Source organism: Rhizobium leguminosarum bv. trifolii WSM2297 (assembly GCF_000271845.1).
Window position 1 is genome coordinate 1918403 of record NZ_JH719393.1, and the last position, 23880, is coordinate 1942282.

The window sequence follows — 23880 nt, forward strand, 5'->3', positions numbered from 1 at the left end:
GAACGATGACCAGGAAAGCACCCCAGGACGATTTGGAGGACGAGGAGGCCGCCGCAACGCCGCCGCTCGACATCGGCCGGCTCGGCGATCTCCTCGGCTTTCATCTGCGCATGGCGCATGTCGCTATCTATCGCGACTTCGCCGAAACCATGGAGGAGCTGGCGCTGACGCAGAAGCAGCTCGCGGTGATGGAACTCGCCGCCGGCAATCCTGGCGCATCGCAGATCGACCTTGCCAACACGCTCGGCACCGACCGGGCGACGATGATGGCCCTCGTCAACCGGCTGGCAGCCCGCAACCTGATCGAGCGCCGGCCTTCAGCCGCAGACCGCCGGCGCCAGGAACTGCATCTGACGGAGGCCGGACGCGCGATGCTCGCGCAAGCGCGCGAACTGATCGACAGGCACGAACAGCGTTTCATCGATCTGTTTTCGCCCGACGAAATGGATGGCCTGCTGGTCGCACTGAAGCGGATATATAAGGCGAAGTGAAACCCGCCTTCGCTCCGGCCCGAAGCGGCCGAGATATCGTCGGCGCTCAATATGGACAATCAGGTAGTCGGGAAGCGGGCAGCATCCATAGATTTCTATTCGGAAATTCCCGTGTTATGATCCCGGCCCTGGCGTCGTCCGCCGTGGGTTATGCGCACGGAGACTTGTTATGAGCGAACTGGACGTGCTTTTTGCCTCCCTGAGACAGGCGGCTGACCCGCAGACGGTCGAGTGCATCGAAAATGTCGTCCTGCATGGCTCGGATCGCGATCTCAATCGCATCAATGTGCTCGCCTTCGCCGATGCGCATCATCTCGATCAGGAAAAAACCATCGCAGCGTTTCTGCATGCAGCCCGCATAGGCGCGTTCGAGATGACCTGGAATGTGCTTTGCCCGGGATGCGGCGGCGTCCTCGACAGCGGTGCGACCCTGAAAACCGTCGACCAGGACACCTATCATTGCGCGCTCTGCGCGGCCGGATACCAGCCGACCCTCGACGAGATGGTCGAGGTGACGTTCACGGTCAGTCCGAGAGTGCGCAGGATCGCCGCCCACGATCCCGATCGGTTGCCGCCGCTCGAATATTACCGCCAGATCTTCTTCAGCTCCGGAGTCGACCTGCCTGACGATCTCGAAGCGCGGTTTAAACGCATCCAGCTGGAGATGATCGAGCTGGATCCGGGCGAAAAGGCTTTTGTCTCGCTGCAATTGCCGGCGCAATTTGTCATCATCTTCGATGCGGTGACGCACGCGGCGCAATTCATCGACGTGCAGGGTGAGCCCACCGACGAACGTCAAACCCTCTCGATGGTCATTCGTCACGGGCATGCGCTGAACGAAACGCTAACCCTGCGTCCGGGCTCGCTGCGGCTCACGCTCGAAAACCACACCGATCGCAGAGTGGTGCCGAACGTCTGTGTCGCCGGAGACGAACTGCACGACATACTGGGCCGCAGACGCGCCTTCCTGACGGCCAAGCGCCTGCTGACGAACCAGAGCTTCCGCGACATCTATCGGACAGACACGCTCGACGTCGACCAGCGCCTCAAGATCACCAGCCTGACGTTCCTCTTCACCGACTTGAGGGGCTCGACCGCGCTTTACGAGCGCGTCGGAGATCTCGCTGCCTTCGATCTGGTGCGGGCGCATTTCAGGGTTCTTCACGAGATCGTCGCCACAGAGGCCGGAGCCGTCGTCAAGACCATAGGCGATGCCGTGATGGCGACCTTTCCGAGCCCGGACCGCGCGGTGGCGGCCGCGCTCAAGATGCGCGAAGCGATGCTTCGGCTGAATGCCGAACATGGCAGCGACGATCTTCTCCTGAAGATCGGCATCCATGAGGGACCATGCCTCGCAGTCAACCTGAACGACCGGCAGGACTATTTCGGCCAGACCGTCAACATCGCCTCCCGCGTCCAGGGCCTTGCCGATCCCAATGTGATCATGACGACGGAGGCGATCGTTGGGGATGCCCAGGTTTCGGACATCCTGCGTGACAGCGGCATCACCTCCGCCTCCCGGATGGCGGAACTTCAAGGCATCGGGAGAGAGGTCAGAATCTTCGCCCTCTCGTGACCGTCTGCTCGTCAACGTCAAGCCAGCCTTCGCGGTTTCTGCTAAGGGGCCGAAGCGAACTTTTTCGTTGTCGAAGGATAGACTGCTTTGCGCACTCCTTCCGGCCAGAAAGGCCGGTGGAATCACTTCCCTATTCGCCCAGGCTGGAAACCAATTCGTCGAGCTGCTCCAACTGCTCCGGCAATGCGGCCGCCGAACCCTGCAGTGCTTCCTCTAGCGCCTCCTTGGATGGATAGACTTCGCGGAAAGTCAGTAGGGTCCTCCCGCCTTGGTCCTCGAAGGTCACGGTCGTGATCGCGCCCTCTTCGCCCTCGTCGTTGGTCCAGACGATGCGCTCGTTCGGCACCACCTCGAGATATTTGCCATAGAAGGCCATGGTGTCGGAATCGACGGCGCCGAATTCCAGCCGATATTTGCCGCCGGTACGGACGTCCATATCGCATGATACGAGCGAAACGCCGGATACGGATTTTGGCACCCACCAGCGCTGGAACAGCTCGGGCTGGCTCCAAGCCTTGTAAACTGTGCTCGGCGGCGCATTGAATGTCCGGGTTACCACGAGTTCGCGATCCCCTCTGCGCTCGACTGACGTGCGGTTCTGCGGACCACCTGTTCTGTTAACTTGCTCAGTCATCGCTTCCCTCCTGTTTCATTTCACTGATGATTTCGTCCAATGCTTCGAAACGGGCCTCGAAGAGCTTGCGGTGCGCCTCGATCCACTCGGCCTCCGCCTCGAGGCCGCGTTTCCCAAGCCTGCAGGTTCTCACCCGTCCGACCTTCTGCGTGACGACGAGCCCCGCTCGCTCGAGAACCTGGACATGCTTCTTCATGCCGGTCAGCGTCATCTGGAACTTATCCGCGAGACTGGTGATCGACGCGTTCCCTTGCCCAAGCTGATCGATGATCCCGCGGCGGGTCGCATCGGACAGCGCCGCGAACGAGAGATCGAGGGGAGGACTTCCATACTGAACCATATAGTTCAGTGTATAACCTGCTCGCGCAGGAAGCGCAAGCGTCCGGAACTTTCCCTGCCGTGGATCGGTCATCCGAGGTCATGCGCCGCGGCGCCGGCAGCAAAAAATCGCCTAGCGCGGGCCGACAGCTGCATGATTTGTGACTCAAGATTGCGCAAGCTATTGCTTTGATGATGCCAGAGCTTAAGGCCAATCCGCATAGCCCGAAGACAGCATACTATTTCCCGACCCAGCCGACGCCCGGGCTATTTCGCGATAGCCGGCGGGGGAGAGGCCGGTCTTGCGCTTGAAGAAATGGCTGAAATAGGTCGGGTCGCGGAAGCCGAGGCTGTCGGAGATTTCCTGGATATTGCGGGCCGAGCGCTCCAGTCTTAGCTTGGCCTCCTGGACCACGCGCTCGTGCAGAAGTTGGATCGGCGAGCGGCCGAGCGTCCTTTGGCAGATCGAATGCAGCCGGTCGGCAGTGACGCCCAATTCCGCGGCATAATCGCTGATCGGCCGGTGCCGGCGGAAGCCGGCCTCGACCAGCTGGCGATAGCGCTGCAGGATCGATCCGGTTTCGCCCTGCCCGCGCGGCTCGTTTCTCTCGCCGTCGGAACCGCGCCACAGCGTCATCAGGATCAGCCTGATATAGGCCGATGCGACCATCCAGGAGGAGCGGGAGGGATCACCGAGCTCCCGCACGAAGCCCGAAATCAGCGGGCTGATTTCGGCCACCAGCGCGGGATCCACTGCCTCGACCAGCTTGCGCTGTTCGGTGAAGATGCGCAGCGAATAGGATTCCACCTTGTCGCCGATCGCATCGACCATGATCTGCGTCGACACCCCGACCAAATGGGCCGCGGTTCCGGCTCCGATCGACAGGTCGCAGCGCGCCTGTGGCGGCAGGAAGGCAAGCAGCGGCCCCTGCAAGGGCCTATCTTCGCCATTGTCGAAATGAAGCTCGGCCGCCCCTTCGCCGAGCAGCAGGAAATGGTGGAAATCGGCATACAACCCTTTTTGGAAACGGATGCGCCGGTGCGACAGCGGCGGTGCGTGCCACTCGCCCCTGGCATAGTGATGAATGCCTCCGTCCGTCGCCAAGGCCTCTCCTCCGTTCGCCTGCCAAATATTGCGGCAATCACCGGATAATTACAATATTAACCCAGTAAATCGCATTCCATCCGAAATCGATCGGCGTAACCTTACCTTCATCAGCCTTTGGGAGGAGGCACTCCGACAGACGCAGGAACGCTCAGGCGGCCTTTGGGCCGTGGCGTCGGCTCGTTTTCTCCCATGGCAACAATGCAAACGCCGGTAAATGGCGAGTGGGTAAAACAGTGTTTTCGGCAAAACTGATGATCAACAACGAGGCGATGGATGCTTCCGAGGGGGCCACCTTCGAACGCATCGATCCGCTGACCGGCGATGTCGCAACGATCGCTTCGGCAGGATCCGTAGCCGACATGAGGCGGGCGGCCAATGCGGCCGCGGCGGCTTTTCCCGGCTGGTCGCAGACCGGCCCGGGCGAAAGGCGCAGACTGCTGAACGCCGCCGCCGATATTCTCGATATCAGGACCCCCGAACTCATCGCCGCCATGACCGGCGAAACCGGCGCCACGGCACAATGGGCAGCGATCAATTGCGGGCTCGGCGCAGATATTCTTCGCGAGGCGGCGGCGATGACCACGCAAATATCGGGCGAGCTCATTCCGTCAGGCATTCCTGGAAGCCTCGCCATGGCGGTGCGTCAGCCGGCCGGGGTCTGCGTCGGCATCGCCCCGTGGAATGCGCCGATTATTCTTGGCACCCGCGCAGTCGCCATGCCGCTTGCCTGCGGCAACACCGTCGTCCTCAAGGCCTCCGAACTCTGCCCGAAGACCCATGGCCTGATCGGCGACGTCCTGCGGGATGCCGGTTTCCCTCGCGGCGTCGTCAATGTCGTCTCCAATGCGCCGAGTGAAGCCGCTGCAGTCGTCGATGCGCTGATCGCCCATCCCGCCGTGCGCCGTATCAATTTCACCGGCTCCACCCGCGTCGGCAGGATCATCGCCGAAACGGCGGCAAGGCACCTGAAGCGCTGCCTGCTCGAGCTCGGCGGCAAGGCACCCTTCATCGTCCTTGCCGACGCCGATATCGACGAGGCGGTTGGTGCCGCCGCGTTCGGCGCCTTCATGAACCAGGGCCAGATCTGCATGTCCACCGAGCGGATCATCCTGATGGACGAGATCGCCGACGGCTTCGTCGGCAAATTCCGGACGAAGGCCGAAACCCTCGTAGCGGGCCACCCCGGCGACGGCAACACGCCGCTCGGCACGCTGATCAACGCCGAAGCCGTGCGCCGTGTCAGATCGCTGATCGATGATGCCTTCCAGAAGGGCGCGACCCTCGTCTGCGGCGGCGAAGCCCATGGCACGCTGATGGATGCGACGGTCATCGATCACGTCACGCCTGCCATGCGCATCTACCGCGAGGAGAGCTTCGGGCCGGTCGCGGCGATCATCCGGGTCGGCAGCGTCGACGAGGCGGTGACGGTTGCCAACGACAATGAATACGGGCTGTCGGCGGCGGTTTTCAGCGCCGATGTCAATGCGGCGATGGCCATCGCCATGCGGCTCGAATCCGGCATCTGCCACATCAATGAAGCCACGGTTTCCGACGAGCCGCAAATGCCGTTCGGCGGGGTCAAATCAAGCGGTTATGGCCGCTTCGGCGGCAAGGCCGCGATCGATGAATTCACCGAGCTCAGATGGGTCACCATGGCATCGGGAAAACGGCAATACCCGATCTGAATTCGGATCGGCCGAGAATAATGGGAACGGGCTGGGAGGCCCAAACGGAGGATTGATTTCATGAACGGCCTTTTCCGCAATGGAAAACTCAAGACGGCGTCTCTCACCCGCCGCTCTTTCATCGCATCGGCGGCCGCAGGCAGCGCGGCGCTGGCGCTTTCCGGCCGCACGGTTTTCGCCCAAGGTGGCGATACGTTGAAGGTCGGCTTCATCAGCCCGCGCACCGGCCCCCTAGGCGGCTTCGGCGAGACCGACGGCTACGTGCTCGATCTGGCGCGCAAGGCGCTGGCGAACGGCTTGCAGGCGGGCGGCAAGACCTGGAAGGTCGAGATCCTCGATCAGGACACCCAGTCCGACCCCTCGCGCGCCGGCCAGCTGGCCAAGGACCTGATCAACAACCAGGCGATCGACCTGATGCTCGCCGTCTCCACCCCCGAAACCATCAATCCGGTGGCCGACGCCTGTGAAGCGGCTGGCATCCCCTGCCTGTCGACCGTCATGCCCTGGGAAGCCTGGTATTTCGGCCGCGGCGCCAAGCCCGGCGCGCCTTCGCCGTTCAAGTGGACCTATCATTTCGGCTTCGGGGTCGAAGAGTTCCACAAGGCCTATGTCTCGCAGTGGAACCTGATCGAGACCAACAAGAAGGTCGGCGTCATGTATCCCAACGATGCCGACGGCAATGCGATCCGCACCCATCTGGCGCCCGCACTTGCCAAGGCGGGCTTCACCATCGTCGATCCCGGCGCCTATGAAACCGGAACCACCGACTTTACCGCGCAGATCGCCCTTTTCCGGCAGGAGGGCGTCGAGATCTTCAACTCTTTCCCGATCCCGCCCGACTTCGCCGCCTTCTGGCGTCAAGCGGCACAGCAGGGCCTCACCCAGCAGATCAAGATCTGCCAGGTGGCGAAGACCGGCCTGTTTCCTTCCGACATAGAGGCGCTCGGCGATCTTGGCTTGAACATCGGCAGCGCCGCTTACTGGCACAAGGCCTTCCCCTACAAATCCACGCTGACCGGCGTCTCCGGAACCGAACTCGCCGACGGTTATGAAGCCGCAAGCGGCAAGCAATGGACGCAGCAGCTCGGCGCCAGCCTTGCGCTCCTCGACGCCGGCTTCGATGTGTTGAAAGCCAGCACCGACGCCAAGAGCAAGGAGGCGGTGGCCAAGGCCTTGGCAACGCTGAAGACGACGACGATCGCCGGCAAGGTCGACTTCACCAGCGGTCCCGTCGCCAATGTCTCGCCCGGGCCGATCATCGGCACGCAATGGGTGAAGGCGGCGGAGGGCTCGAAATTCGCGCTCGACTACGTCGTCACCGAGAACGCCACGGATCCCAATGTCCCGGTCGGCGCCAAGCTTACCGCTTACAACGGATAACCAAAGTGCGGCAGGAAGCTCAAAATCGGCCGGGAGGAGCCTTTCTCTCGGCCAAAGGGATCCACAAGCAGTTCGGCGCCCTCGTCGTGCTGGAGAACCTCAATTTCTCCATGGGCGATGGCGAGGCGGTCGGTATCGTTGGGCCGAACGGTGCGGGCAAGTCGACGCTGCTCTCAGTGCTTGCCGGCGCCTTCCCGCCGAGTGCGGGAAGCATCACCTTCGACGGCGTCGATGTCACGAGCCGGACGGCGGCGGAACGCTGCCGGTCGGGGCTCGTCCGCACCCATCAGATTCCCAAACCCTTCAGCGGCATGACGACCTTCGAAAACGTCTTCGTCGCCGCATCGCATGGCAATGCGGCAAGCCGCGACGAGGCCTATGAGCGCGTGGTGGATTCGCTTTCGCTCTGCGGCATGCTCGGCGTCGCCAACCGCCAGGCCGACACACTCGGTCTTCTCGATCGCAAACGTCTGGAGCTTGCGCGTGCGCTTGCCACGCAGCCGAGGCTGCTGCTGCTCGACGAGATCGGCGGCGGCCTGACCGATGGCGAGGCGAGCGAACTGGTGGAAACCATCCTCGAATTGCGCCGTCGCGGCATCGGCATCGTCTGGATCGAGCATATCGTTCATATCCTGCTGCAGGTGGCGGAACGGCTGATCTGCATGGATGCCGGCAGGATCATCGCCGATGGCGAACCGAAAACGGTCATGAGCGACGCTGAAGTGGTCAAGGCCTATCTCGGAGGCACACCCGCATGAGCCTTCTCTCCATCCGCAACCTCGACGTTCGCCACGGCCTGCTGCAGGCGGTGCGCGGGGTCAGTTTCGATATCGCCAAGGGCGAGGTGCTGGCACTGGTCGGCGCCAACGGTGCGGGCAAGACGACGCTGCTGAGGTCGATCGCCGGAGCCCACCTTCCCTCCTCCGGCCAGATCCTTCTCAACGATGAAGATCTGGCTGCCATCCCGTCGCACAAACGGATCGCCAAGGGCATCGCTCTGGTGCCGGAAGGCCGGCGCCTGTTTTCGCAGATGACTGTCGAAGAGAACCTGCTTCTCGGAAAGAGCTGCGGCCGCAAGGGCGAGTGGAGCATCGATCGCGTGCTTGACGCCTTCCCCAACCTCAAACCCCGCCGTCACGCCAAAACCGGCCACCTCTCCGGCGGCGAGCAGCAGGCGACCGCGATCGGCCGGGCGCTGATGAGCAACCCGGATATTCTGCTGCTGGACGAGGTCTCGCTCGGGCTTTCGCCTTTGGTCGTCGACCGCGTCTACGCCCAGCTGCAGGCATTGCTGACCTCGGGAACGACAATCGTGCTCGTCGAGCAGGATCTTGCCCGCGCCATGGGTGTCGCAAGCCGGATCATCTGCATGCTGGAGGGACGCATCGTCCTCGACAGGCCGGCAGCCGCCGTCGCGCGCGCTGATGTCACCAACGCCTATTTCGGATTGCACCGGGCAGCCGGCGAAAGGAGCGTGTCATGATCAACACCCTGATCCAGGGTCTCCTGCTCGGCGGTTATTACGCCGTCATCGCCTGCGGCCTGTCCTTCATGTTTTCCGTCATGCGGATCATCAATCTCGCCCATGGCAGCCTGGCGGTCGCTGCCGCCTACGGCCTGTGGCTGCTCGCCGCCAAAGCCGGCATTCCGCCTTTCGCCGGCCTGCTGATCGTGCTGCCCGTCATGGCGTTGATCGGCTGGCTGCTGCAGCGCTTCATTCTCGAACGCAGCGCCCGCGGCGGCACACTGCTGCCGATTCTCACGACCTTCGGCCTGTCGATCGTCATCGACAACCTGCTGTTCGAACAGTTCGGCGCCGACACACGATCGCTGGCGCCCTTCATCGGCAACCTCTCCTATGCCTCCTGGCAACTGCCCGGCCACAACTTCGTCGGCAAGCTTGCGGTGATGATGATGGTGACGGCGATCCTCATTCTCGGCGGGCTGCAATTCTTCCTCAGCCGCTTTGCGCTCGGCCGCGCCATCCGCGCCACGTCCGAAGATCCGGACACGGCAGGGCTCGTCGGCATCGATGCGCGCCGCGTCAATGCCGTCGCGACCGCAATCACCATGGTGACGATCGGGATCGCCGGCGCCTTTCTCGGCATGCGGGCGACCTTCAGCCCCTATGCCGGCGGCCCGCAGCTTCTCTTTGCTTTCGAGACGGCTGTCATTGGCGGAGCGGGGTCGCTCTGGGGCACGCTTGCCGGCGGCATCGTTCTCGGCCTTGCTCAATCGCTCGGCGCGCAGCTGCATCCGCAAGGTTTCCTGATCGGCGGCCATGCGGTGTTCCTGCTGGTGCTTTTCGTCCGGCTATCTCGGTTCGGGATGCCTCAACTCGATAAGCTCGGCGCGTTCCTCAATTTTCGCGCCCGTCTTCGGAGCCCGACATGACATTCGTCTCCAACGGAATATCGATCGAGCGCTGGACGAAATCGTCGCGGATGGCGCTCACCTCCATGGCGGCGGTTCTCTCGCTGCTGATCTTCGCCCCCGCCGTACTCGGCGCCGGTGCGATCGACCGGATGACCGCCCTGTTCATCTATGTGATCCTGGCCGCCATGTGGAATGCACTCGCCGGCTTCGGCGGACTGGTATCGGTCGGCCAGCAGGTGTTCTTCGGCCTCGGCGCCTATTTCACCATACGACTGGCCGATGCGGGGCTCGATCCCTTCGTCTCGCTGTTTGCCGCAGCGGTCGTGACCGGCGTCTTGTCGATCCCGCTTTCGCTGTTCATGCTGCGGCTGAAGGGCGGCTCGTTCGCGATCGGCATGTGGGTCGTGGCCGAACTCGCCCATCTGCTCGTCAACCTCGACCGGCTCATCCAGGGGGAAACGGGGACCTCGCTAATTTCGCTCAATGTCTATGACAGCGGCACGCGGCGGGCGGCGATCTACTGGCTTGCGCTCGCCTCCATGGCGGCCCTGCTCGGCGCCCTCTTCGTGCTGATGCGCAGCCGCGCGGGTGCGGCCATGCAGGCGATCCGCGACAATGAGGAGGCGGCGACCTCGGTCGGCGTGCGGGTGATCGCCACCAAGCGGCTGCTCTTCGTGCTTGCCGCCTTCGGCATCGCCATCGCCGGCGGCCTGTGGCTGGCGACTGCGACGACTTTCCAGCCGAAGACCTATTTCAGCGTCCAGTGGACGGCCTACATGATCTTCATGGTGCTCGTCGGCGGGATCGGCAAGTTCGAGGGCGCGATCCTCGGCGCCATCCTGTTCTTCGTCATCGAGACCTTCTTCGGTGCAGCCGGCGTCTGGTACCTGATCGGCCTCGGCGCCACCGCCCTGATCTTCTCGCTCTACCTGCCGCGCGGCCTATGGGGCGAAATCGAGCGCCGCTTCGATTTCCAGCTTCTGCCCGTCGGCTACCGGCTGAAATTGCCCGGCCCGACCAAGATCAAATGGACAGAATGAGCCGGTTTTCCTGCCGGACTCTTTAGCGAAAGGTGACGTTCATGCTTTTTGGTAAAACAATCCTGGTGACCGGAGTGGCTTCCGGCATCGGCGCCCGGACGGCGGAATTGGCCGGCCAGATGGGCGCCGAGGTGATCGGCGTCGATGTGCGCGAACCGGCCAGCGGAAGTTCCGCCTTCATCAAGGGCGATCTATCGACACCATCGGGTGTCGCCGAGATCGTCGCGCAGTTGCCGGCGCGCCTCGACGCGCTCGCCAATGTCGCTGGCCTTTCCGGCAGTACCGGTGTCGTCTCGACGCTCGCCGTCAATTTCTACGGTCTTCGCGCCCTGTCGGAAGCCGTGGCACCCCGCCTGCGCGAAGGCGGCGCCATCGTCAACGTCGCCTCGATCGCCGGCTACGGCTGGCGCGCCAATATCGAACGGGCGAAATCGCTGACATCAATCGACGGCTTTCCGGATGTGGCGGCCGTTGTCGCCGAACACGGCCTCAAGGAAGAGGAGGGTTATCCGCTTTCCAAGGAGCTGCTGCTGCTCTGGACCATGCGCGCGGCTCACCTGCCATTGTTCAAAGCGCGCGGCATCCGCGTCAATGCGGTCAGCCCCGGGCCGGTGGAAACGCCGATCCTCAAACAGTTCCGCGCCGTGCTCGGCGATGCCAGGGTCGATAGCGACATTACCCGCGTCGGCCGCGCCGGCACCGCCGCCGATATCGCGCCCGCCGTGCTCTTCCTCTGCTCGGATGGCGGACGCTGGATCAACGGCGCCAATCTTGCCGCCGACGGCGGCCTCGAAGCATTGATCAATGCTGACGTCCTCGGCTTCTAGTCAATTCTCAAAGGAGATCCACGATGAATATTTCCCTGCTGATCAATGGCGCAGACCGACCGGCCTCCGACGGCCGGACCTATGACCGGATCGATCCCTTCACCGAAAAGCTCGCCAGCCGCGCTGCCGCGGCGAGCCTGGAGGATGCCGCAGCCGCCGTCGACGCCGCAGCCGCCGCCTTTACCGCCTGGTCGAAAACCGGCCCGGGGCAGCGCCGCGCGATCCTGATGAAGGCCGCCGACATCATGGATTCCAAAGTCGGCGAGTTCACCGGGCTAATGATCGAGGAAACCGGCGCCACGGCGCCCTGGGCCGGCTTCAACGTCATGCTCGCCGCCAATATCCTGCGCGAGGCCGGCGCCATGACGACGCAGATTTCAGGCGAAATCATCCCTTCCGACAAACCCGGCACGCTCGCCATGGGCGTTCGCCAGGCCGCCGGAGTCTGCCTGGCGATTGCCCCCTGGAACGCGCCCGTCATCCTCGCGACCCGCGCCATCGCCATGCCGATCGCCTGCGGCAACACCGTCATCCTCAAGGCATCCGAGCAATGCCCGGGCACGCATCGGCTGATCGCAACAGCGCTCACCGAAGCCGGCCTGCCGGCCGGCGTCCTCAACGTCATCACCAACGCACCGGAGGATGCGCCTGAAATCGTCGCCGCGCTGATCGCCCATCCCGCCGTCAAGCGCGTCAACTTCACCGGGTCGACGAAGGTCGGCAGGATCATCGCCGAGACCTGCGGCAAATATCTCAAGCCTGCCCTCCTCGAACTCGGCGGCAAGGCGCCGCTTGTCATTCTCGACGACGCCGATATCGACGGCGCCGTCAATGCCGCGATTTTTGGCGCCTTCATGCATCAGGGCCAGATCTGCATGTCGACCGAGCGGATCATCATAGACGAGACGATCGCCGATCAGTTTGTCGCCAGGCTGGCCGCCCGCGCCAGCCAGCTCCCGGCCGGCGATCCACGCGGCCACGTCGTTCTCGGCTCGCTGATCAGCCTCGATGCGGCGAAGAAGATGGAAGAGCTCATCGCCGATGCGACCGCCAAGGGCGCAAAACTTGTGGCCGGCGGCAAGCGCTCCGGCACCGTGGTCGAGGCGACGCTGCTCGATCACGTCACATCGGACATGCGCGTCTATGCAGAAGAATCCTTCGGCCCGGTCAAGCCGATCATTCGCGTCTCGGGCGAGGAGGAAGCGATCCGCATCGCCAATGACACCGAATACGGCCTGTCATCCGCCGTCTTCAGCCGCAACGTCCAGCGGGCGATGGCGGTTGCGGCGCGCATCGAATCCGGCATCTGCCACATCAATGGCCCGACCGTGCACGACGAAGCGCAAATGCCCTTCGGCGGCGTCAAGGGCAGCGGCTACGGCCGCTTCGGCGGCAAGGCGGCGATTGCTGAATTCACCGACCTTCGCTGGATCACCGTCGAGGATTCCGCCCAGCATTACCCCTTCTGACGACGAAACGCGTCAGCGCGCCACAACGGCCATTGCAGTTGTGGCGCGGTCCGGTGCTCAGGCCGAAAACCCATCCAGCGCATCGGCAAGCTTCAGCCATAGATCATGGGGAGGCGAAGGAATTGGCCGCGATTCTTCGTCGGAAACGCGGATTTCGAAAGCAGCGACGTTCCACCCAACGCCGGCCAGCATCCGGCGAAATTTCGTCGCCTTATCCTCAAACTGGTCTGAACCCCGTTCTCCCAGCACCGTGCGGATCGTCACCAGGGCGAGATTGAAGTTCTTCTGCAATTGTCCGAAGGCGCCGCGATGTTTGTCCCGCATGCCTTTATGGAGATCGCCGTGGGCGAGAGCGGCCATCGCGTCGTTGAAATCGGACAGATTATCGCCGATCGACATGATCAGCTCATTGAGGACGGCGGCCGAACGGGAAAGATCCGGATCGGCGTAGTCGGCTTTCATCCGCCGCGTCAGATCTCCACCCAGGACAGCCGTCGCCAATGCCGCGATCTCAGCGGAGAATCTGGCTTTCTGATCGTTGAGATCGGTTGGCGCTTCGACGCTGTCTAGATCGTCAGGAACTCGATCCCGATACGCCGCATTCCACCCCGAGCCGTTCGTTGTCTCGACCATGCACACCGGGCCTTAGCGCAATGCACCGCCACCGCAAGACCAGCGGCGGCTCACAAGTGCACAACCGCTATGGGCCATGTCGTATTCCCCGTACCCTTAGACCCTGTGCCGCTGCCCAACACACAGTGACAAGCGCGGTTGCATCCAAGGCGCCAACGCTTAAGAAAGTGCTTCGGTGCTGCCCCGGTCGGATTTTTTGCGCGCGAAACGGATAGCTCGACGTATTTTGATTATGCCGGGGCGGCCCGTTGTCGCCGCCGCAGCGACGCCCTCTCCGCGCGTCACACACGATTCGCCAAATCGAACGAGTGCACATCTCATCCGATCACGCGTACCGCCGTATATTGCCCCCGCTCCAACCACATCAAGCGGAACGTGCCCAACTGGGCCAGGATGGCAAAATGCTCCAGCGCCGCCACGCGTTTAATGTTCTCGACGTGCCGCATTGCGCTGTCCAGACCGACTGTTGCGAGTGCAGGGAAGTACCCATAACAATCTGTTCGTTCAAGACTGCCGTGCATGGCGCGGCAACGTTCAAACATAGGCTGATCCCGAGCGTCGAACTCCTCATAATCCTTGCTCTCATACGGCAAGAGCGAGCGAGCCAGAATATTGGGATCCGTGCTCCTTTGCCGATTTGCAAGGTGTGGCGGCAGGACCAATTGCGTTGGCGCCAGTTTACTGGATGAGAGACGCATATCGACAAGATCGATCTCGAAATGGTCATGTCGTTTCGACCAGCACACAAGCCGACCAAAAGCGGAGTGGCCAACTACAAAACAATCCTTATGGCTGAATTCTGGGTCGTTGCCGAAAACCAGCGCTAGAACGGGTGAGAACTCGGTGGGATCACAATATTGCAGTTTGCGATCGAAATAATCGCCAAACCCGAAGGTTCGTAAGAATTCCAGGAAACTATCGGGCAGGTGAAGGGAAAGCCGGGCATCTCGCTCCGCAGTCAGAGGAATGCGGCGCCGCGGAGAGCCGATGCGTTCAATTCTGTCTGAAAAATTCTTGTCCATTGCCATTCACGGTATCTCGATGCTAGTCGTCGCTAGTCGCGCCGAGCCCGAACATGCTCGATCCAGAAACCGTGACGTCAGCCGCTATCGCTATCTCGGCGACCCGATCCACGAGCAGCTAAATATAATCGGATGTGAACCAGCCGAGACCCTCGACGACACGGCCGCCATCGCCGATGCGGGCAAGCGCGTTGCCTTCGATAAAGACTATCGACGAGCCGCCGCTAATCGTGTCGGGCCCGGCGACTACGCAGGTGCATTTGTCGCCGACAACCGCAACAGGAACCCCTTCCACCGTCACCAGTGTCTGCGTTTCCGAGATCGGGCCGCCCACATGCGGCTTCGGCCCAGGTTCGACCATCGGACAAACATGGTTATGGCCCCTGAGCGAAACATTCGTCACCGGCTCACCTCGTTTCGCAAAGATTGCCTAGGATTGCTCTGCACGCAGCCTCGGTAGATCTGCCGTCGAGGGCGTGTTTGGAAATTCCTGACGGAACTTTCTGTCCACTGCGTCAAAAAGGGCATCGGCAGGCCATGGGACCGGTTTCGGAAGCTCCTTGAAGACCCCCATCTGGAACAGGTCGTGATTGAGATAGCCGGGGTTCTGCAAGCCCTCCCATTCGCGCATGCGCAGGATCATCAGCAGCAGGACGGGAAACGCCCAATAGGCGTCCGGCTCGATTTCGTAATGCTTCTCGCGCTTGTTGCGCTTGTCGCCGGTGGTCGTCATGTCGCTGCTCTGTGCCACGTGGTAGTCGGCCGCCTTGGCGAGGATGCGGTGGAAAGCAACCGCGTCCGGCTCCCGCCAGTGCTCGACAAGCTCGCTCCAGCCGCCATAACCGCCGGCATATTCGTCGTAAACCTTCTCGCGCCACTCGGTCATTGTCGCGGCCTCGTCCGCCTTCAGCCAGTCCGCGACGATATCCATCATCGCATAGCAAACCCGAAACTGGTAACGCCCTGCCCCAGGGCTCCGCCATGGAACTTGCCGCGTTGGATCGCATCCTTCTCCAGCTCCTGCAACGCAAGCCGGCCAAGCAACTCGCTCCAGAAGGGTCTGGAAACAACCGACGAGCAGCACCCTGTCGCAGCTGACGCAATGAATATCGAGCAAATGTCACAGGTCGGAGAAGCAAGAAAATCGAGGTGAGAGACCTTGTCGCGGCCGATTAACACTAAGGTCGCTTTAAAGGCTCATCGGCTTATAGAGCGATAGATCGGCACCCGCACTGCGAGGCGTGGATCGCCATATAATCGATCGGTCCCTCGGGTTACCCTGAGCATACTCGTGCCCGCTAGAAGGCGAAGTCCGGGCCTCGACGACGAACTCGAACAAGTAGATGCAGTTAGATGTAAAGACAACTTCGCTTTCATTTATGACCGGAGTTTCTCCAAGAGAGGTTGCCATATGCATTATGAAGGCAAGGGGGTCGTGCTGAAATACGAGCACACCCCTGTAGTTCAGGTGTTCCGTATTCACGTCCGCCAGTATTTCAGTCAGCCCAGATCGTTCATATTCAAGAACCAGCCCATTGTTACGACTGTCAGTAATGATGTCAGAGCTGGCAAATGTCGCCTGCGCACCAAGAGCACCCGAGATATTCTCATCGGCAAAGCCGAGCGACCGCAGGAAGGCGGTCGCCTCGTCATCAGGTATAGGAGCACTGTCTCGTGACACCGCCACCTCACCGTAGGCTGTGAGCTTGTTGACGGCGTCGCGTTCCATGCCGAACATTATCTCGCCTAAACCGAGTTTGGGTTTCAGTTCCCAGATAGGCGTATTGAAATTGCTCATCGAATAATCCCATGCGATTGGAGGCACCGAGCATACAGCATCATTTGAGCGATTGCGGAATCGCTCCTTCCGTTTCCACGGGGCAGGTATCCTGAAGATAGAAAACTCGACGCCTGCGAGCGGCAAGGCGCCGATAGTTTTCAATCCTTACTACCTCTTCAGAACTCAATTTCAGCGGCGCCGCATTTGGCAGCGGCATGTCATTCGCGCGCCGAATACTCATAGGCTTTTCACTCCAATCCGCGTCGGCAGAGTAGAGGATCTGGTCCGCAGGACCGAGAACACGAGACATGTTTGCGTAAGAAAGACTGGGCATGACCTGTGCCATGACATTGGCATCCGCATGACGAAACAAAACCCGTTCATCCCCACTATGTTGTGCGTGATCAACCTCTTGCGAAAGCGGGTTTTGCTCGTAGCTTTTGCCTCGATCGATCTGCGATGTCGCAGGAATGAGGATCATGTTGATCGTCCGAAGGTGCCGGTAGAGAACGTCGCCACCTTCACCGCACATCCAGAAAACAAGTGCTGGGCGATCGCGCACAATATCGATCAGACGATCCACCATTTGGGAAACCTTTGGGCGAGATCTACCTGTGTCGTCTTTGTCGACGCTATAGGAGTCACGATCGAGCCAGACAAGTTGCGGCGCCGTGAGGACGTGAGTCTGATGACCATCTCCGCGACCCAGATAAAGCGACTTGCACACGAAATCGGCGTCAAACAAAGCACGCGGTAAATCCTCGAATTGCGCGCCATCCAACACGGCGAAACAGGTTGCTGCGTCTCTAGAATTAATTGTTTCAGTTGCGCATTGTTAGCCATGTCTCACCGCTCGCAGATGTGGAGATTGCTGCGCAGCCTGCCTGAGACGGAGGCTCCCTCTCCTGGCCCGCGCCTCTCGAACTTGATTCTGATTATCTTTCGAGGTCGGCTAATCGAATGTCAGCCAAGGAACCCCTTGCACCAGCCGGCCTCCATGCTCGCAGGCATCGCCGAAGCGGGCAACCTTCTGGCCGCCGATCTTGGCAACCGACGACCCGCTTGTAATGCCGGCTGTCGTTGGAACGCCCGTGCATGTGCACTTGTCGCCCACCGTTGCGATTGGCACGCCGTCCACGCAGACGAAAGATTGGGATGCCGAAGACACCGGCCCTCCAACATGCGGCCGCGGACCGGGATCGACCATTGGGCAGACATGCATATGGCCCTTGAGCGTGACCGGACGGCCGACCATTCTGCAACTCCTCTTCTTTGTGCCAACTAACCGGCACCGAGACACAAGCCTTTGGCTTCTAACCTGCTCAAACAGGCGTCTGGCATCAGCTTCCGATCGCGCGTACCGGCTGCGGCGGGAAAGGAGCGTTGTCCATCAATTGCATCTCATGTGCCTGCGCCAAGATCGCCATATGCGGCAACGCTTCATAGACCGTCAGATTGGCCAAAGCCCTGTTCCCGCCGAGCGCAAGGATCGGTCTGAACCCGTAGATTTGCCCCACTCCGAGCTTGCCGAGTTTGGAACGTGCCCGCTTGAAAAGCTTTTTGGCGTTGGCGTCGTACTCGTCGAGAGTCGGATCGTCGATCAGCATCAACTGGCCGGTAACCGCAAGATTGGGGTCGTATCTTTTGCCGTTGACCAGCGCCGAACATGATACCTGCCCCTTCACCAGATCGATGGTCACGTCTTGATGAACTTCATTCCATGCGATGATCGTTCCGAACGCGCCGAAACCCAGAGCGTGGGTTTGCTCGGGACGGATATCGGTGTCCCCACCGAAGACGAGCTTCAAGATGCCGCTATATTGGCCAGGATCGCAGAATTGAAAGTAGCCGTCGAGAACGGCACCGATGCCATTCTGCTGCCAAAAGTCAATCATCGCCTCCGGGACCTTGCCGCGATAGTGTCCGAGATCGAGCGCCGCAGTCCCACTTTCTGGGGAGCCGAAGTCCTGGACGATAGAATCGAGCCTTGCCTGATAGTTGTTCACGCGACCTCCAATCAAAACAGATATACGCAGAAAATCCAGTGGCTGCGGACTATGACATTGGAACATTGCCGGGACCACCTTGTCCCTTACCTGAGCCGCCGCTGGAGTCCCCGGATTTCTTGCCCGATTTGGAAGATTTGCCATCCTCGCAGATTTTCAAGTCGGCATTGGTACGCTCGCCTTTTTCCTTGGCCTTTTGCGCATGCTCCTTGAGTTGCTGCAACCTTGTCTTGTCGGAATTGGGCCCTGTTTTGGACCACTGCGACCCGATCGACCGATTGGCAGACCTCGGACCCATGCCGCCGTTTTCCGTCGAGAGCCGTCCCGTACCGCCGGCGGACAAATCCGGCGTGTGAATGACATCCATCGTTTTGATATCATTCGCCGCCGCTTCCCTAGCAGCTTTCGCCGTCGTGCTAGGATCCTGCTTCACGATTTCTGCAGCTCTGTTCTTAATCCAGGCTTCCCGGGCGTTCGCCCGATCCACTGCATCCTTGGCACCTCGACCGAGGTCCTCATAAGTATCCATATTTTTAACAAGCGTATCCGGTGGAATCTCGTTGATAGCATCCTGCTGCTCTTTGAGCTGGCGCTTGAACTCCTCGATCTGCTCGGGCGTCGATCCCTCCGGCGGATTGAAGCAATCGATCTCGCCACAGTCCACGCAGGGTTTGGCGGCCTCCTGTTCTTTGGTCTCAGTCTCAGCAGCTTCGTTCGCGTCCTCCATATAGCTCGCAATGGCTTCCGCTGCAGCGCGGCCTGCAATGCCGCCGACCCTCGATCCGATCGCACGACCGATCCAGGCTCCAACCGGCCCACCAAAGACACCTCCGATAACTCCGCCTAAAGCGCCGCCCGCAATTTGACCACCGACCTGGCCTACGGTTCCTGCCACCGCTGAGGTCATGATGCCGCACCATTGAGGGCGTTGCCGAAACGTAGCGCGTCAACCGTGTGGCCGATCAGTTCCTTGACCCGGGCGTCCGGCGAGGCTCCCTTTTCTTGGATGAAGCTTCGCACGTCTGGAAGATCCGCCGCCTTGCCGTCCGACACGACCATTACATATGCCCAACGCGCACGTCCTCGCTCAGTCCGAATTCCAAGCTCATCGGCAGTTCTTTCGGAGGCCAGCGTGGCTCCCCATACGAAATCGTCATCCACGCCCGAAAAATGAGGCGGCGTGTTCTTCTTGAGGTAACGCGCAATCCGCAGCCGCGATGAATGCAGCATGGCGGCCTTCAACCTTTCCATCTGGTCCAGCCCCAGCCGAAGCGGACCGATGGCCGCATCCGGCATGTTGTCGGCCTTTCGAGCTCGCCGGACGCCCCCATAATCCGGACCATTGAAGACAATGCCATCTGCCGGCCCCAGAAAACGGGCGAACTGCGATCTTGTCAGGATCGGCAGCACCGCGCCGAGGACATTGGGATCCCAATGGCGGAAGAGAACGCGTTCATAGCGCTGTTTTTCCGCCCCACCCTGCTGTCTGTCCTCGCCGTCTTCACGCGGAATCATAACCTCGTTCAGCGTCCTGAGGTGGCGATAGAGCGCGTCCGGCCCTACAGGGCACGACCAATAGACTGCGCAATTGTGATGCGTATCAAGCCATTCGACATGCGACCGCATCGATGCCGACGAAACTTCGGCCATCCATGGTCCTGCACGACGAAAATCGAGGGGCACTCCCTCAAGAAACAGCGAACGGCAGGAAATTGCTTCGGCGGCCAATGCGGCCGGGAGATCGTCAAAGGCGCCGCCATCCAGCACGACGGTGACAGGTCCGTTCATCTCGTCGACAGTTTGTCTCAGGACTCGAGCGGATTCGGCGAGATCCGGCAGATCGATTATCGGGGTTGCTTCCATCATCACATCCTTACAAACGGGGTGGACGACTTCGACATCTGCCGCAGGCAAGACGGCTCCTGGCCGGGACCGCCTTTCTTGAAATTGATCTGATTACCTTCGATATCGATCTTCAATGCATAGAGGCGGATGCCGGTCTTGTTAATCTCGATGTACCCGCCGGGAGCGGACAGGAATATCTTGTCTTCCGCAAAGACTTCCCAGACCTTTGATTCTCCGCGATATTTTTCACCCGCTACAAGGCCGTAAAGCTTGCCGACATTGACGGTGATTTTTTCGCCGACGACCGTGCCTTGGGCTTTTCCGATATTGGTATTCTGTTCCTCGCCGATCGTGACGCTCTGCACCTTGCCGATCGTCAGGTTCTGCTGTTTGCCGACGTTGATCATCTCCGTCTGGCCGATATTCGTGACCTTGCTCACGCCAATCTGTTCAGCCTTCGCGACACCGACGCTGGTGGACTGAAAGGAGCCGACGATGGTATTCATGATGCCGGACAAAGGAAAGAGGCCCGAGGCCGCCTCGCCGACGCCCGTACCGGAGCCCGCCAACGCCGTGCCCGCATCCGCTCTGGGCGATGGTCCGGACACCACGCCTTCACGGCTTCCGAGGCCGCCTATGCCGAGGAAGCCGAGTGCTGATGAGGCGAGCGTGCCGGCGAAGGCCGCAAGACCAGGTCCGCCGCCACCGGCGATTTGCCCCGCCTGACCGAGAAGAGCAGCGGTCTGTCCCGCCATTCCCTGCACGCTCCCCATCAGCGCCATCGCCATCGGCCCCGTACCGCCGACGACGGTGTTCATCGAGCCGCCGACTTCGTGTTTCTGGTTGCCGCCCACTTCCACCGTGCGGTTGGCGCCGATGGCCGAGACTTCGTGCCGGTCGATGCGCTTGGTGCGGTCGTTCAGCACCCGTGTCGTCTGATCCTTCTGGGCATGGAAGAACATGTTCTCCTGGCCGGCCTCGTCTTCGAAGGTCATTTCGTTGAAGCCGGTGCCTTTATGGGTGTTCGAGCGCATGACCATGCGGGTCTTGTTGGCCGGCAGGTCGTAAGGGACCGTATTGGCAGGGTTCGGTACCACGCCGGTCACCAGGGGCCGGTCGGGATCGCCGTCGACGAAGGCGACCATCACCTCCATGCCGATGCGCGGAATGACCTGGGCGCCCCAGGTGCCGCCGCCCCAGACCTGGCTGACGCGTACCCAGCAGGTATCCGACCCGTCCTTCTTCGCCTTGCGATCCCACGGGAACCACAGCTTGATGCGGCCATATTGATCGGGATGGATCTCCTCGCCGGAAGGGCCGGCGACGATCGCTACCTGGGTGCCTTCGATGCGCGGCCGCTTGGTCTCGCGATGCGGCGTCATCGCCACGCGCGATGGCACCGCCTCGAAGGTGTTGGTGTATTCGGGCTCGTTGCTGTTGGTCTCGTAGGAACGGTCGACGACGATGTGCGCCGCCTTGACCACCACGTGCTCCTCATAGGCATGGTCGGGATGGGCGACTTCGTAGGGGGTGAAGCGGCGTCCCGCCTCCAATATGCGGGATGTCGAGCCGCCGAAGACCCGGTCGTGATCGGCCTCGGAGGCCTGCATCCTGAGTTTTTCCGCCCGCTCTGCCTCGGCGACGGAAGAGATCCGCGCCGGGTATTCGTAAAGCTCGCGCTTGGTCGCCTCAGGCATTTGCACCAACGACGGCGTCATGGTGCTGGGCACCATGCGCGGCGTCTCGAAATTCCAGTCGGCCCCTGCCCGCTGGCCGGGCACATAGGAATAGCGCCGGCTCCACTCGGTGATATGGTTGCGGTCGGCCGAGCCCTGCGCCAGGCGGACCTGGCCCTCGCCCTGCGCCGAGGGCGACGGGCCGAGCCAGGACCGGGCGCTATCGGCCACATGCAGCTTGTGTTTGCCGTCCTCGTGCGAGAACCAATAGAACAGGCCATCCTCCTCAAAGCGGCGGGTGAGGAAGGCAAGGTCGGTTTCGTTCCACTGCACCGAATAATGCTGCGGCGGCGGCGGCGTGATCACGCCTGACGTATCCGGCGCCGGGATGCCGTGCTCGGAAAACAGGGTCTCGACGATATCGACCGAGGTCTTGTCCATCCAAATGCGGCAGTCGGAACGGCGCGACAGGAGCCACATCTGCGGCCTGAGCACCATGGAATAGGAGCGGAGGCCGCGGGTAATCGGCGGCCCCTCGTTGAGTTCGGTCACCAGGCCGTTGAACGGCCGGCGCAAGCCGCCCTCGCCGTCGCCTTGCTGCACCTCGACGGAGACATCCATCAGCCGGCCGATCAACTCCTCCGGCTTGACGGACGGTTTCTTGGCGCGTGCCGAAAGCTTGATCTCGAAGAGCGAGGAAATACCTTCCTCGATCGTCACCCGCTCCGGCAGAAGCTGGTCCTCGCCGAGCGGCGAGACGATCTTCAGAATACGGTTCGCCTGGACGAAGTCCGCGGCGGACGACATATCGTTCATCGATCGGGACCTCTCAGCCTACGGCCGCGGCGGATGCTTCCGAGAAGCGCTTCAAAAAGCCATCGACAAGGGTGCGGCGATCAAAATAATGCAGCAGTTCCAATCGATTGTTGTTGCTGTTGAAATAAGCGGCGGCCATCGGCCGCTCCCCGGTCTTCTGGATGAAGGTGACCGCGGGATTGCCGTAGAGCAGACGGGTCGGGGCCGGATCCTCGCCGTAGATGGGAAGGAAATTCAGCGTCACGGAGGCCTTGTAATGCTCCAGCGCCTTGGCCGTGAAGATGTTCTTCTTGCCGAGATAGCGGTGCATGACCGTCGTGCGGCCGTTCGGACGGGTCGTCAATTGCGTCCCCGATTCGAAGAATTCCGAAAGCAGCTCACGCGCCCCCGGCGAGCCCTGCAGTTTGCGGCCTTTGAAATAGACGTCTTCGCCGATGGCGATCGTATAGACGCTGCGCATCACCTGAAGATGGCTGGTTCCGACCCCTTTGACGCCCTTGATCTTGATACTGGGCGCGACCATGCCGAAAACGCTTTCGTCGAACACTTCCTCGACGATGAGATGGTAGTTCGTCAGTTTCACATTATCGATGGCCAATCCGCCCATGGGAAAGACTTCCTTCAGCTCGCGACGAGGATGGAGAGAACGGGCGCCATCCGATTGGCGCCCGTTCCAGTCGGATATCAGGCGGCCTTGGTGGTCGCGAGATCGTAAGAGGCGATCATCGGCGACTGCGGCGAGTGCTTGTCGTCGTAAGGCGTGTACTTCACTTCCATCTTGGTGAAGTTCAGCTTGATCGTCTCAACCGGGCGGTCGCCGTTGGAATCGATCGAGTAGCTGGCGATCAGCGTGTTCTCTAGCGAATACTCGATATAGGTGTCGCCGGGATTGCCCGTCGTGACCAGATGGATGACGGAGCGCTTGCCGGTGCGGCCCGAGCAGGCCTCCTGGAAAAGCTTGGTCGACGAGGAGTCGCTGACCTTGGTGAGGATCACCTCCGAAACGGTCGGCTCGGAAGCTTCGCGGTTTGCCGCCGAACCGGCGGAGGTGTTCATGTTGCGGGCGACGTTCCAGTGGATGGCTTCGATATCCATCCACTTGCGATGCTGTTCGTGGGTAGCATCACCCTGGATACCATCGATCTGAAGATAAATCGGCATGCTTTCAGCTCTCCTGTTGGCGGTTGAGTGCCTCGTT

At 61.2% G+C, this 23880-nt stretch carries 26 protein-coding genes; 10 read left to right on the forward strand and 16 right to left on the reverse strand.

Translation table 11 applies throughout. The features are described from left to right. Window positions 1–5: 5 nt before the first annotated feature. Entirely contained in the window at window positions 6–491 is a 486-nt protein-coding gene (locus RLEG4DRAFT_RS63215; protein WP_003575713.1) for a MarR family winged helix-turn-helix transcriptional regulator, read from the forward strand. A gap of 169 nt (window positions 492–660) precedes the next feature. Continuing rightward, window positions 661–2067, forward strand: a complete 1407-nt coding sequence (locus RLEG4DRAFT_RS63220; RefSeq protein WP_003575710.1) for an adenylate/guanylate cyclase domain-containing protein — start codon at window positions 661–663, stop codon at window positions 2065–2067. Between the two features lie 130 nt (window positions 2068–2197). On the opposite strand, the gene RLEG4DRAFT_RS63225 is transcribed toward RLEG4DRAFT_RS63220, so the two are convergent. The 3 genes from RLEG4DRAFT_RS63225 to RLEG4DRAFT_RS63235 all read right to left on the reverse strand — a co-directional run bounded on the left by RLEG4DRAFT_RS63225 (window position 2198) and on the right by RLEG4DRAFT_RS63235 (window position 4124). After that, the gene (locus tag RLEG4DRAFT_RS63225; protein ID WP_003575707.1) at window positions 2198–2701 is read right to left on the reverse strand and encodes an SRPBCC family protein; all 504 of its coding nucleotides are present in this window, start codon (window positions 2699–2701) and stop codon (window positions 2198–2200) included. Beyond that, entirely contained in the window at window positions 2694–3041 is a 348-nt protein-coding gene (locus RLEG4DRAFT_RS63230; RefSeq protein WP_037093439.1) for an ArsR/SmtB family transcription factor, read from the reverse strand. The genes RLEG4DRAFT_RS63225 and RLEG4DRAFT_RS63230 overlap by 8 nt, the downstream gene beginning before the upstream one ends. Before the next feature lie 183 nt (window positions 3042–3224). Next, window positions 3225–4124: a helix-turn-helix transcriptional regulator gene (locus tag RLEG4DRAFT_RS63235; protein ID WP_003575703.1), complete on the reverse strand. Its 900-nt coding sequence runs from the start codon at window positions 4122–4124 to the stop codon at window positions 3225–3227. Between the two features lie 224 nt (window positions 4125–4348). Here RLEG4DRAFT_RS63235 and RLEG4DRAFT_RS63240 point away from each other — a divergent pair, with 224 nt between their 5' ends. From RLEG4DRAFT_RS63240 to RLEG4DRAFT_RS63275, 8 genes are read left to right on the forward strand one after another with little or no spacing between them, the layout of a single operon-like run. Then, window positions 4349–5812, forward strand: a complete 1464-nt coding sequence (locus tag RLEG4DRAFT_RS63240) for an aldehyde dehydrogenase (RefSeq protein WP_171898179.1) — start codon at window positions 4349–4351, stop codon at window positions 5810–5812. 60 nt (window positions 5813–5872) lie between these two features. Beyond that, window positions 5873–7192, forward strand: a complete 1320-nt coding sequence (locus RLEG4DRAFT_RS63245) for an ABC transporter substrate-binding protein (protein ID WP_003575699.1) — start codon at window positions 5873–5875, stop codon at window positions 7190–7192. Window positions 7193–7197: 5 nt separating this feature from the next. Beyond that, the gene (locus RLEG4DRAFT_RS63250) at window positions 7198–7950 is read left to right on the forward strand and encodes an ABC transporter ATP-binding protein (RefSeq protein WP_003575697.1); all 753 of its coding nucleotides are present in this window, start codon (window positions 7198–7200) and stop codon (window positions 7948–7950) included. Continuing rightward, window positions 7947–8675 (forward strand): ABC transporter ATP-binding protein, encoded by a 729-nt coding sequence (locus tag RLEG4DRAFT_RS63255; protein WP_003575695.1) that lies wholly within the window; start codon window positions 7947–7949, stop codon window positions 8673–8675. The genes RLEG4DRAFT_RS63250 and RLEG4DRAFT_RS63255 overlap by 4 nt, the downstream gene beginning before the upstream one ends. Next, window positions 8672–9586, forward strand: a complete 915-nt coding sequence (locus RLEG4DRAFT_RS63260) for a branched-chain amino acid ABC transporter permease (protein ID WP_003575693.1) — start codon at window positions 8672–8674, stop codon at window positions 9584–9586. The genes RLEG4DRAFT_RS63255 and RLEG4DRAFT_RS63260 overlap by 4 nt, the downstream gene beginning before the upstream one ends. Beyond that, window positions 9583–10608 carry a branched-chain amino acid ABC transporter permease gene (locus RLEG4DRAFT_RS63265; protein ID WP_003575691.1) on the forward strand — a complete coding sequence of 342 codons (1026 nt, stop codon included), beginning with the start codon at window positions 9583–9585 and terminating at the stop codon, window positions 10606–10608. The genes RLEG4DRAFT_RS63260 and RLEG4DRAFT_RS63265 overlap by 4 nt, the downstream gene beginning before the upstream one ends. A gap of 41 nt (window positions 10609–10649) precedes the next feature. Beyond that, window positions 10650–11435, forward strand: coding sequence for a coniferyl-alcohol dehydrogenase (locus RLEG4DRAFT_RS63270; protein ID WP_003575690.1), 786 nt, complete (start codon window positions 10650–10652; stop codon window positions 11433–11435). A gap of 23 nt (window positions 11436–11458) precedes the next feature. Further along, window positions 11459–12904 carry an aldehyde dehydrogenase gene (locus RLEG4DRAFT_RS63275; protein WP_003575689.1) on the forward strand — a complete coding sequence of 482 codons (1446 nt, stop codon included), beginning with the start codon at window positions 11459–11461 and terminating at the stop codon, window positions 12902–12904. A 57-nt stretch (window positions 12905–12961) separates the two neighbouring features. On the opposite strand, the gene RLEG4DRAFT_RS63280 is transcribed toward RLEG4DRAFT_RS63275, so the two are convergent. The 13 genes from RLEG4DRAFT_RS63280 to RLEG4DRAFT_RS63340 all read right to left on the reverse strand — a co-directional run bounded on the left by RLEG4DRAFT_RS63280 (window position 12962) and on the right by RLEG4DRAFT_RS63340 (window position 23843). Continuing rightward, complete coding sequence (locus tag RLEG4DRAFT_RS63280; RefSeq protein WP_037093255.1) at window positions 12962–13537, reverse strand: methyl-accepting chemotaxis protein; 576 nt, start codon at window positions 13535–13537, stop codon at window positions 12962–12964. Window positions 13538–13854: 317 nt separating this feature from the next. Beyond that, on the reverse strand, window positions 13855–14565 hold the full coding sequence (locus RLEG4DRAFT_RS63285) for a GAD-like domain-containing protein (RefSeq protein ID WP_003575688.1): 711 nt from the start codon (window positions 14563–14565) through the stop codon (window positions 13855–13857). A 112-nt stretch (window positions 14566–14677) separates the two neighbouring features. Beyond that, entirely contained in the window at window positions 14678–14920 is a 243-nt protein-coding gene (locus tag RLEG4DRAFT_RS63290; RefSeq protein WP_051040880.1) for a PAAR domain-containing protein, read from the reverse strand. A 69-nt stretch (window positions 14921–14989) separates the two neighbouring features. Further along, window positions 14990–15493, reverse strand: coding sequence for a hypothetical protein (locus tag RLEG4DRAFT_RS63295; protein WP_003575686.1), 504 nt, complete (start codon window positions 15491–15493; stop codon window positions 14990–14992). A 255-nt stretch (window positions 15494–15748) separates the two neighbouring features. Next, window positions 15749–16357, reverse strand: a complete 609-nt coding sequence (locus RLEG4DRAFT_RS63300) for a hypothetical protein (RefSeq protein WP_003575685.1) — start codon at window positions 16355–16357, stop codon at window positions 15749–15751. A gap of 40 nt (window positions 16358–16397) precedes the next feature. Further along, complete coding sequence (locus tag RLEG4DRAFT_RS63305) at window positions 16398–16925, reverse strand: hypothetical protein (protein ID WP_125869617.1); 528 nt, start codon at window positions 16923–16925, stop codon at window positions 16398–16400. Window positions 16926–17291: 366 nt separating this feature from the next. Next, a complete protein-coding gene (locus RLEG4DRAFT_RS63310; RefSeq protein ID WP_003575684.1) occupies window positions 17292–17594 on the reverse strand; it encodes a PAAR domain-containing protein in 303 nt (100 codons plus the stop codon). Window positions 17595–17679: 85 nt separating this feature from the next. Further along, window positions 17680–18345 (reverse strand): GAD-like domain-containing protein, encoded by a 666-nt coding sequence (locus RLEG4DRAFT_RS63315; RefSeq protein WP_003575683.1) that lies wholly within the window; start codon window positions 18343–18345, stop codon window positions 17680–17682. Between the two features lie 49 nt (window positions 18346–18394). Then, on the reverse strand, window positions 18395–19252 hold the full coding sequence (locus RLEG4DRAFT_RS63320) for a polymorphic toxin type 15 domain-containing protein (protein WP_003575682.1): 858 nt from the start codon (window positions 19250–19252) through the stop codon (window positions 18395–18397). After that, window positions 19249–20259, reverse strand: a complete 1011-nt coding sequence (locus RLEG4DRAFT_RS63325; RefSeq protein ID WP_003575681.1) for a DUF4123 domain-containing protein — start codon at window positions 20257–20259, stop codon at window positions 19249–19251. The genes RLEG4DRAFT_RS63320 and RLEG4DRAFT_RS63325 overlap by 4 nt, the downstream gene beginning before the upstream one ends. Continuing rightward, entirely contained in the window at window positions 20211–22682 is a 2472-nt protein-coding gene (gene tssI, locus RLEG4DRAFT_RS63330) for a type VI secretion system tip protein TssI/VgrG (RefSeq protein ID WP_003575680.1), read from the reverse strand. The genes RLEG4DRAFT_RS63325 and tssI overlap by 49 nt, the downstream gene beginning before the upstream one ends. 13 nt (window positions 22683–22695) lie before the next feature. Further along, the gene (locus RLEG4DRAFT_RS63335) at window positions 22696–23289 is read right to left on the reverse strand and encodes a hypothetical protein (RefSeq protein ID WP_003575679.1); all 594 of its coding nucleotides are present in this window, start codon (window positions 23287–23289) and stop codon (window positions 22696–22698) included. 77 nt (window positions 23290–23366) lie between these two features. Then, a complete protein-coding gene (locus tag RLEG4DRAFT_RS63340; protein ID WP_003575677.1) occupies window positions 23367–23843 on the reverse strand; it encodes an Hcp family type VI secretion system effector in 477 nt (158 codons plus the stop codon). Between the last annotated feature and the right edge of the window lie 37 nt (window positions 23844–23880).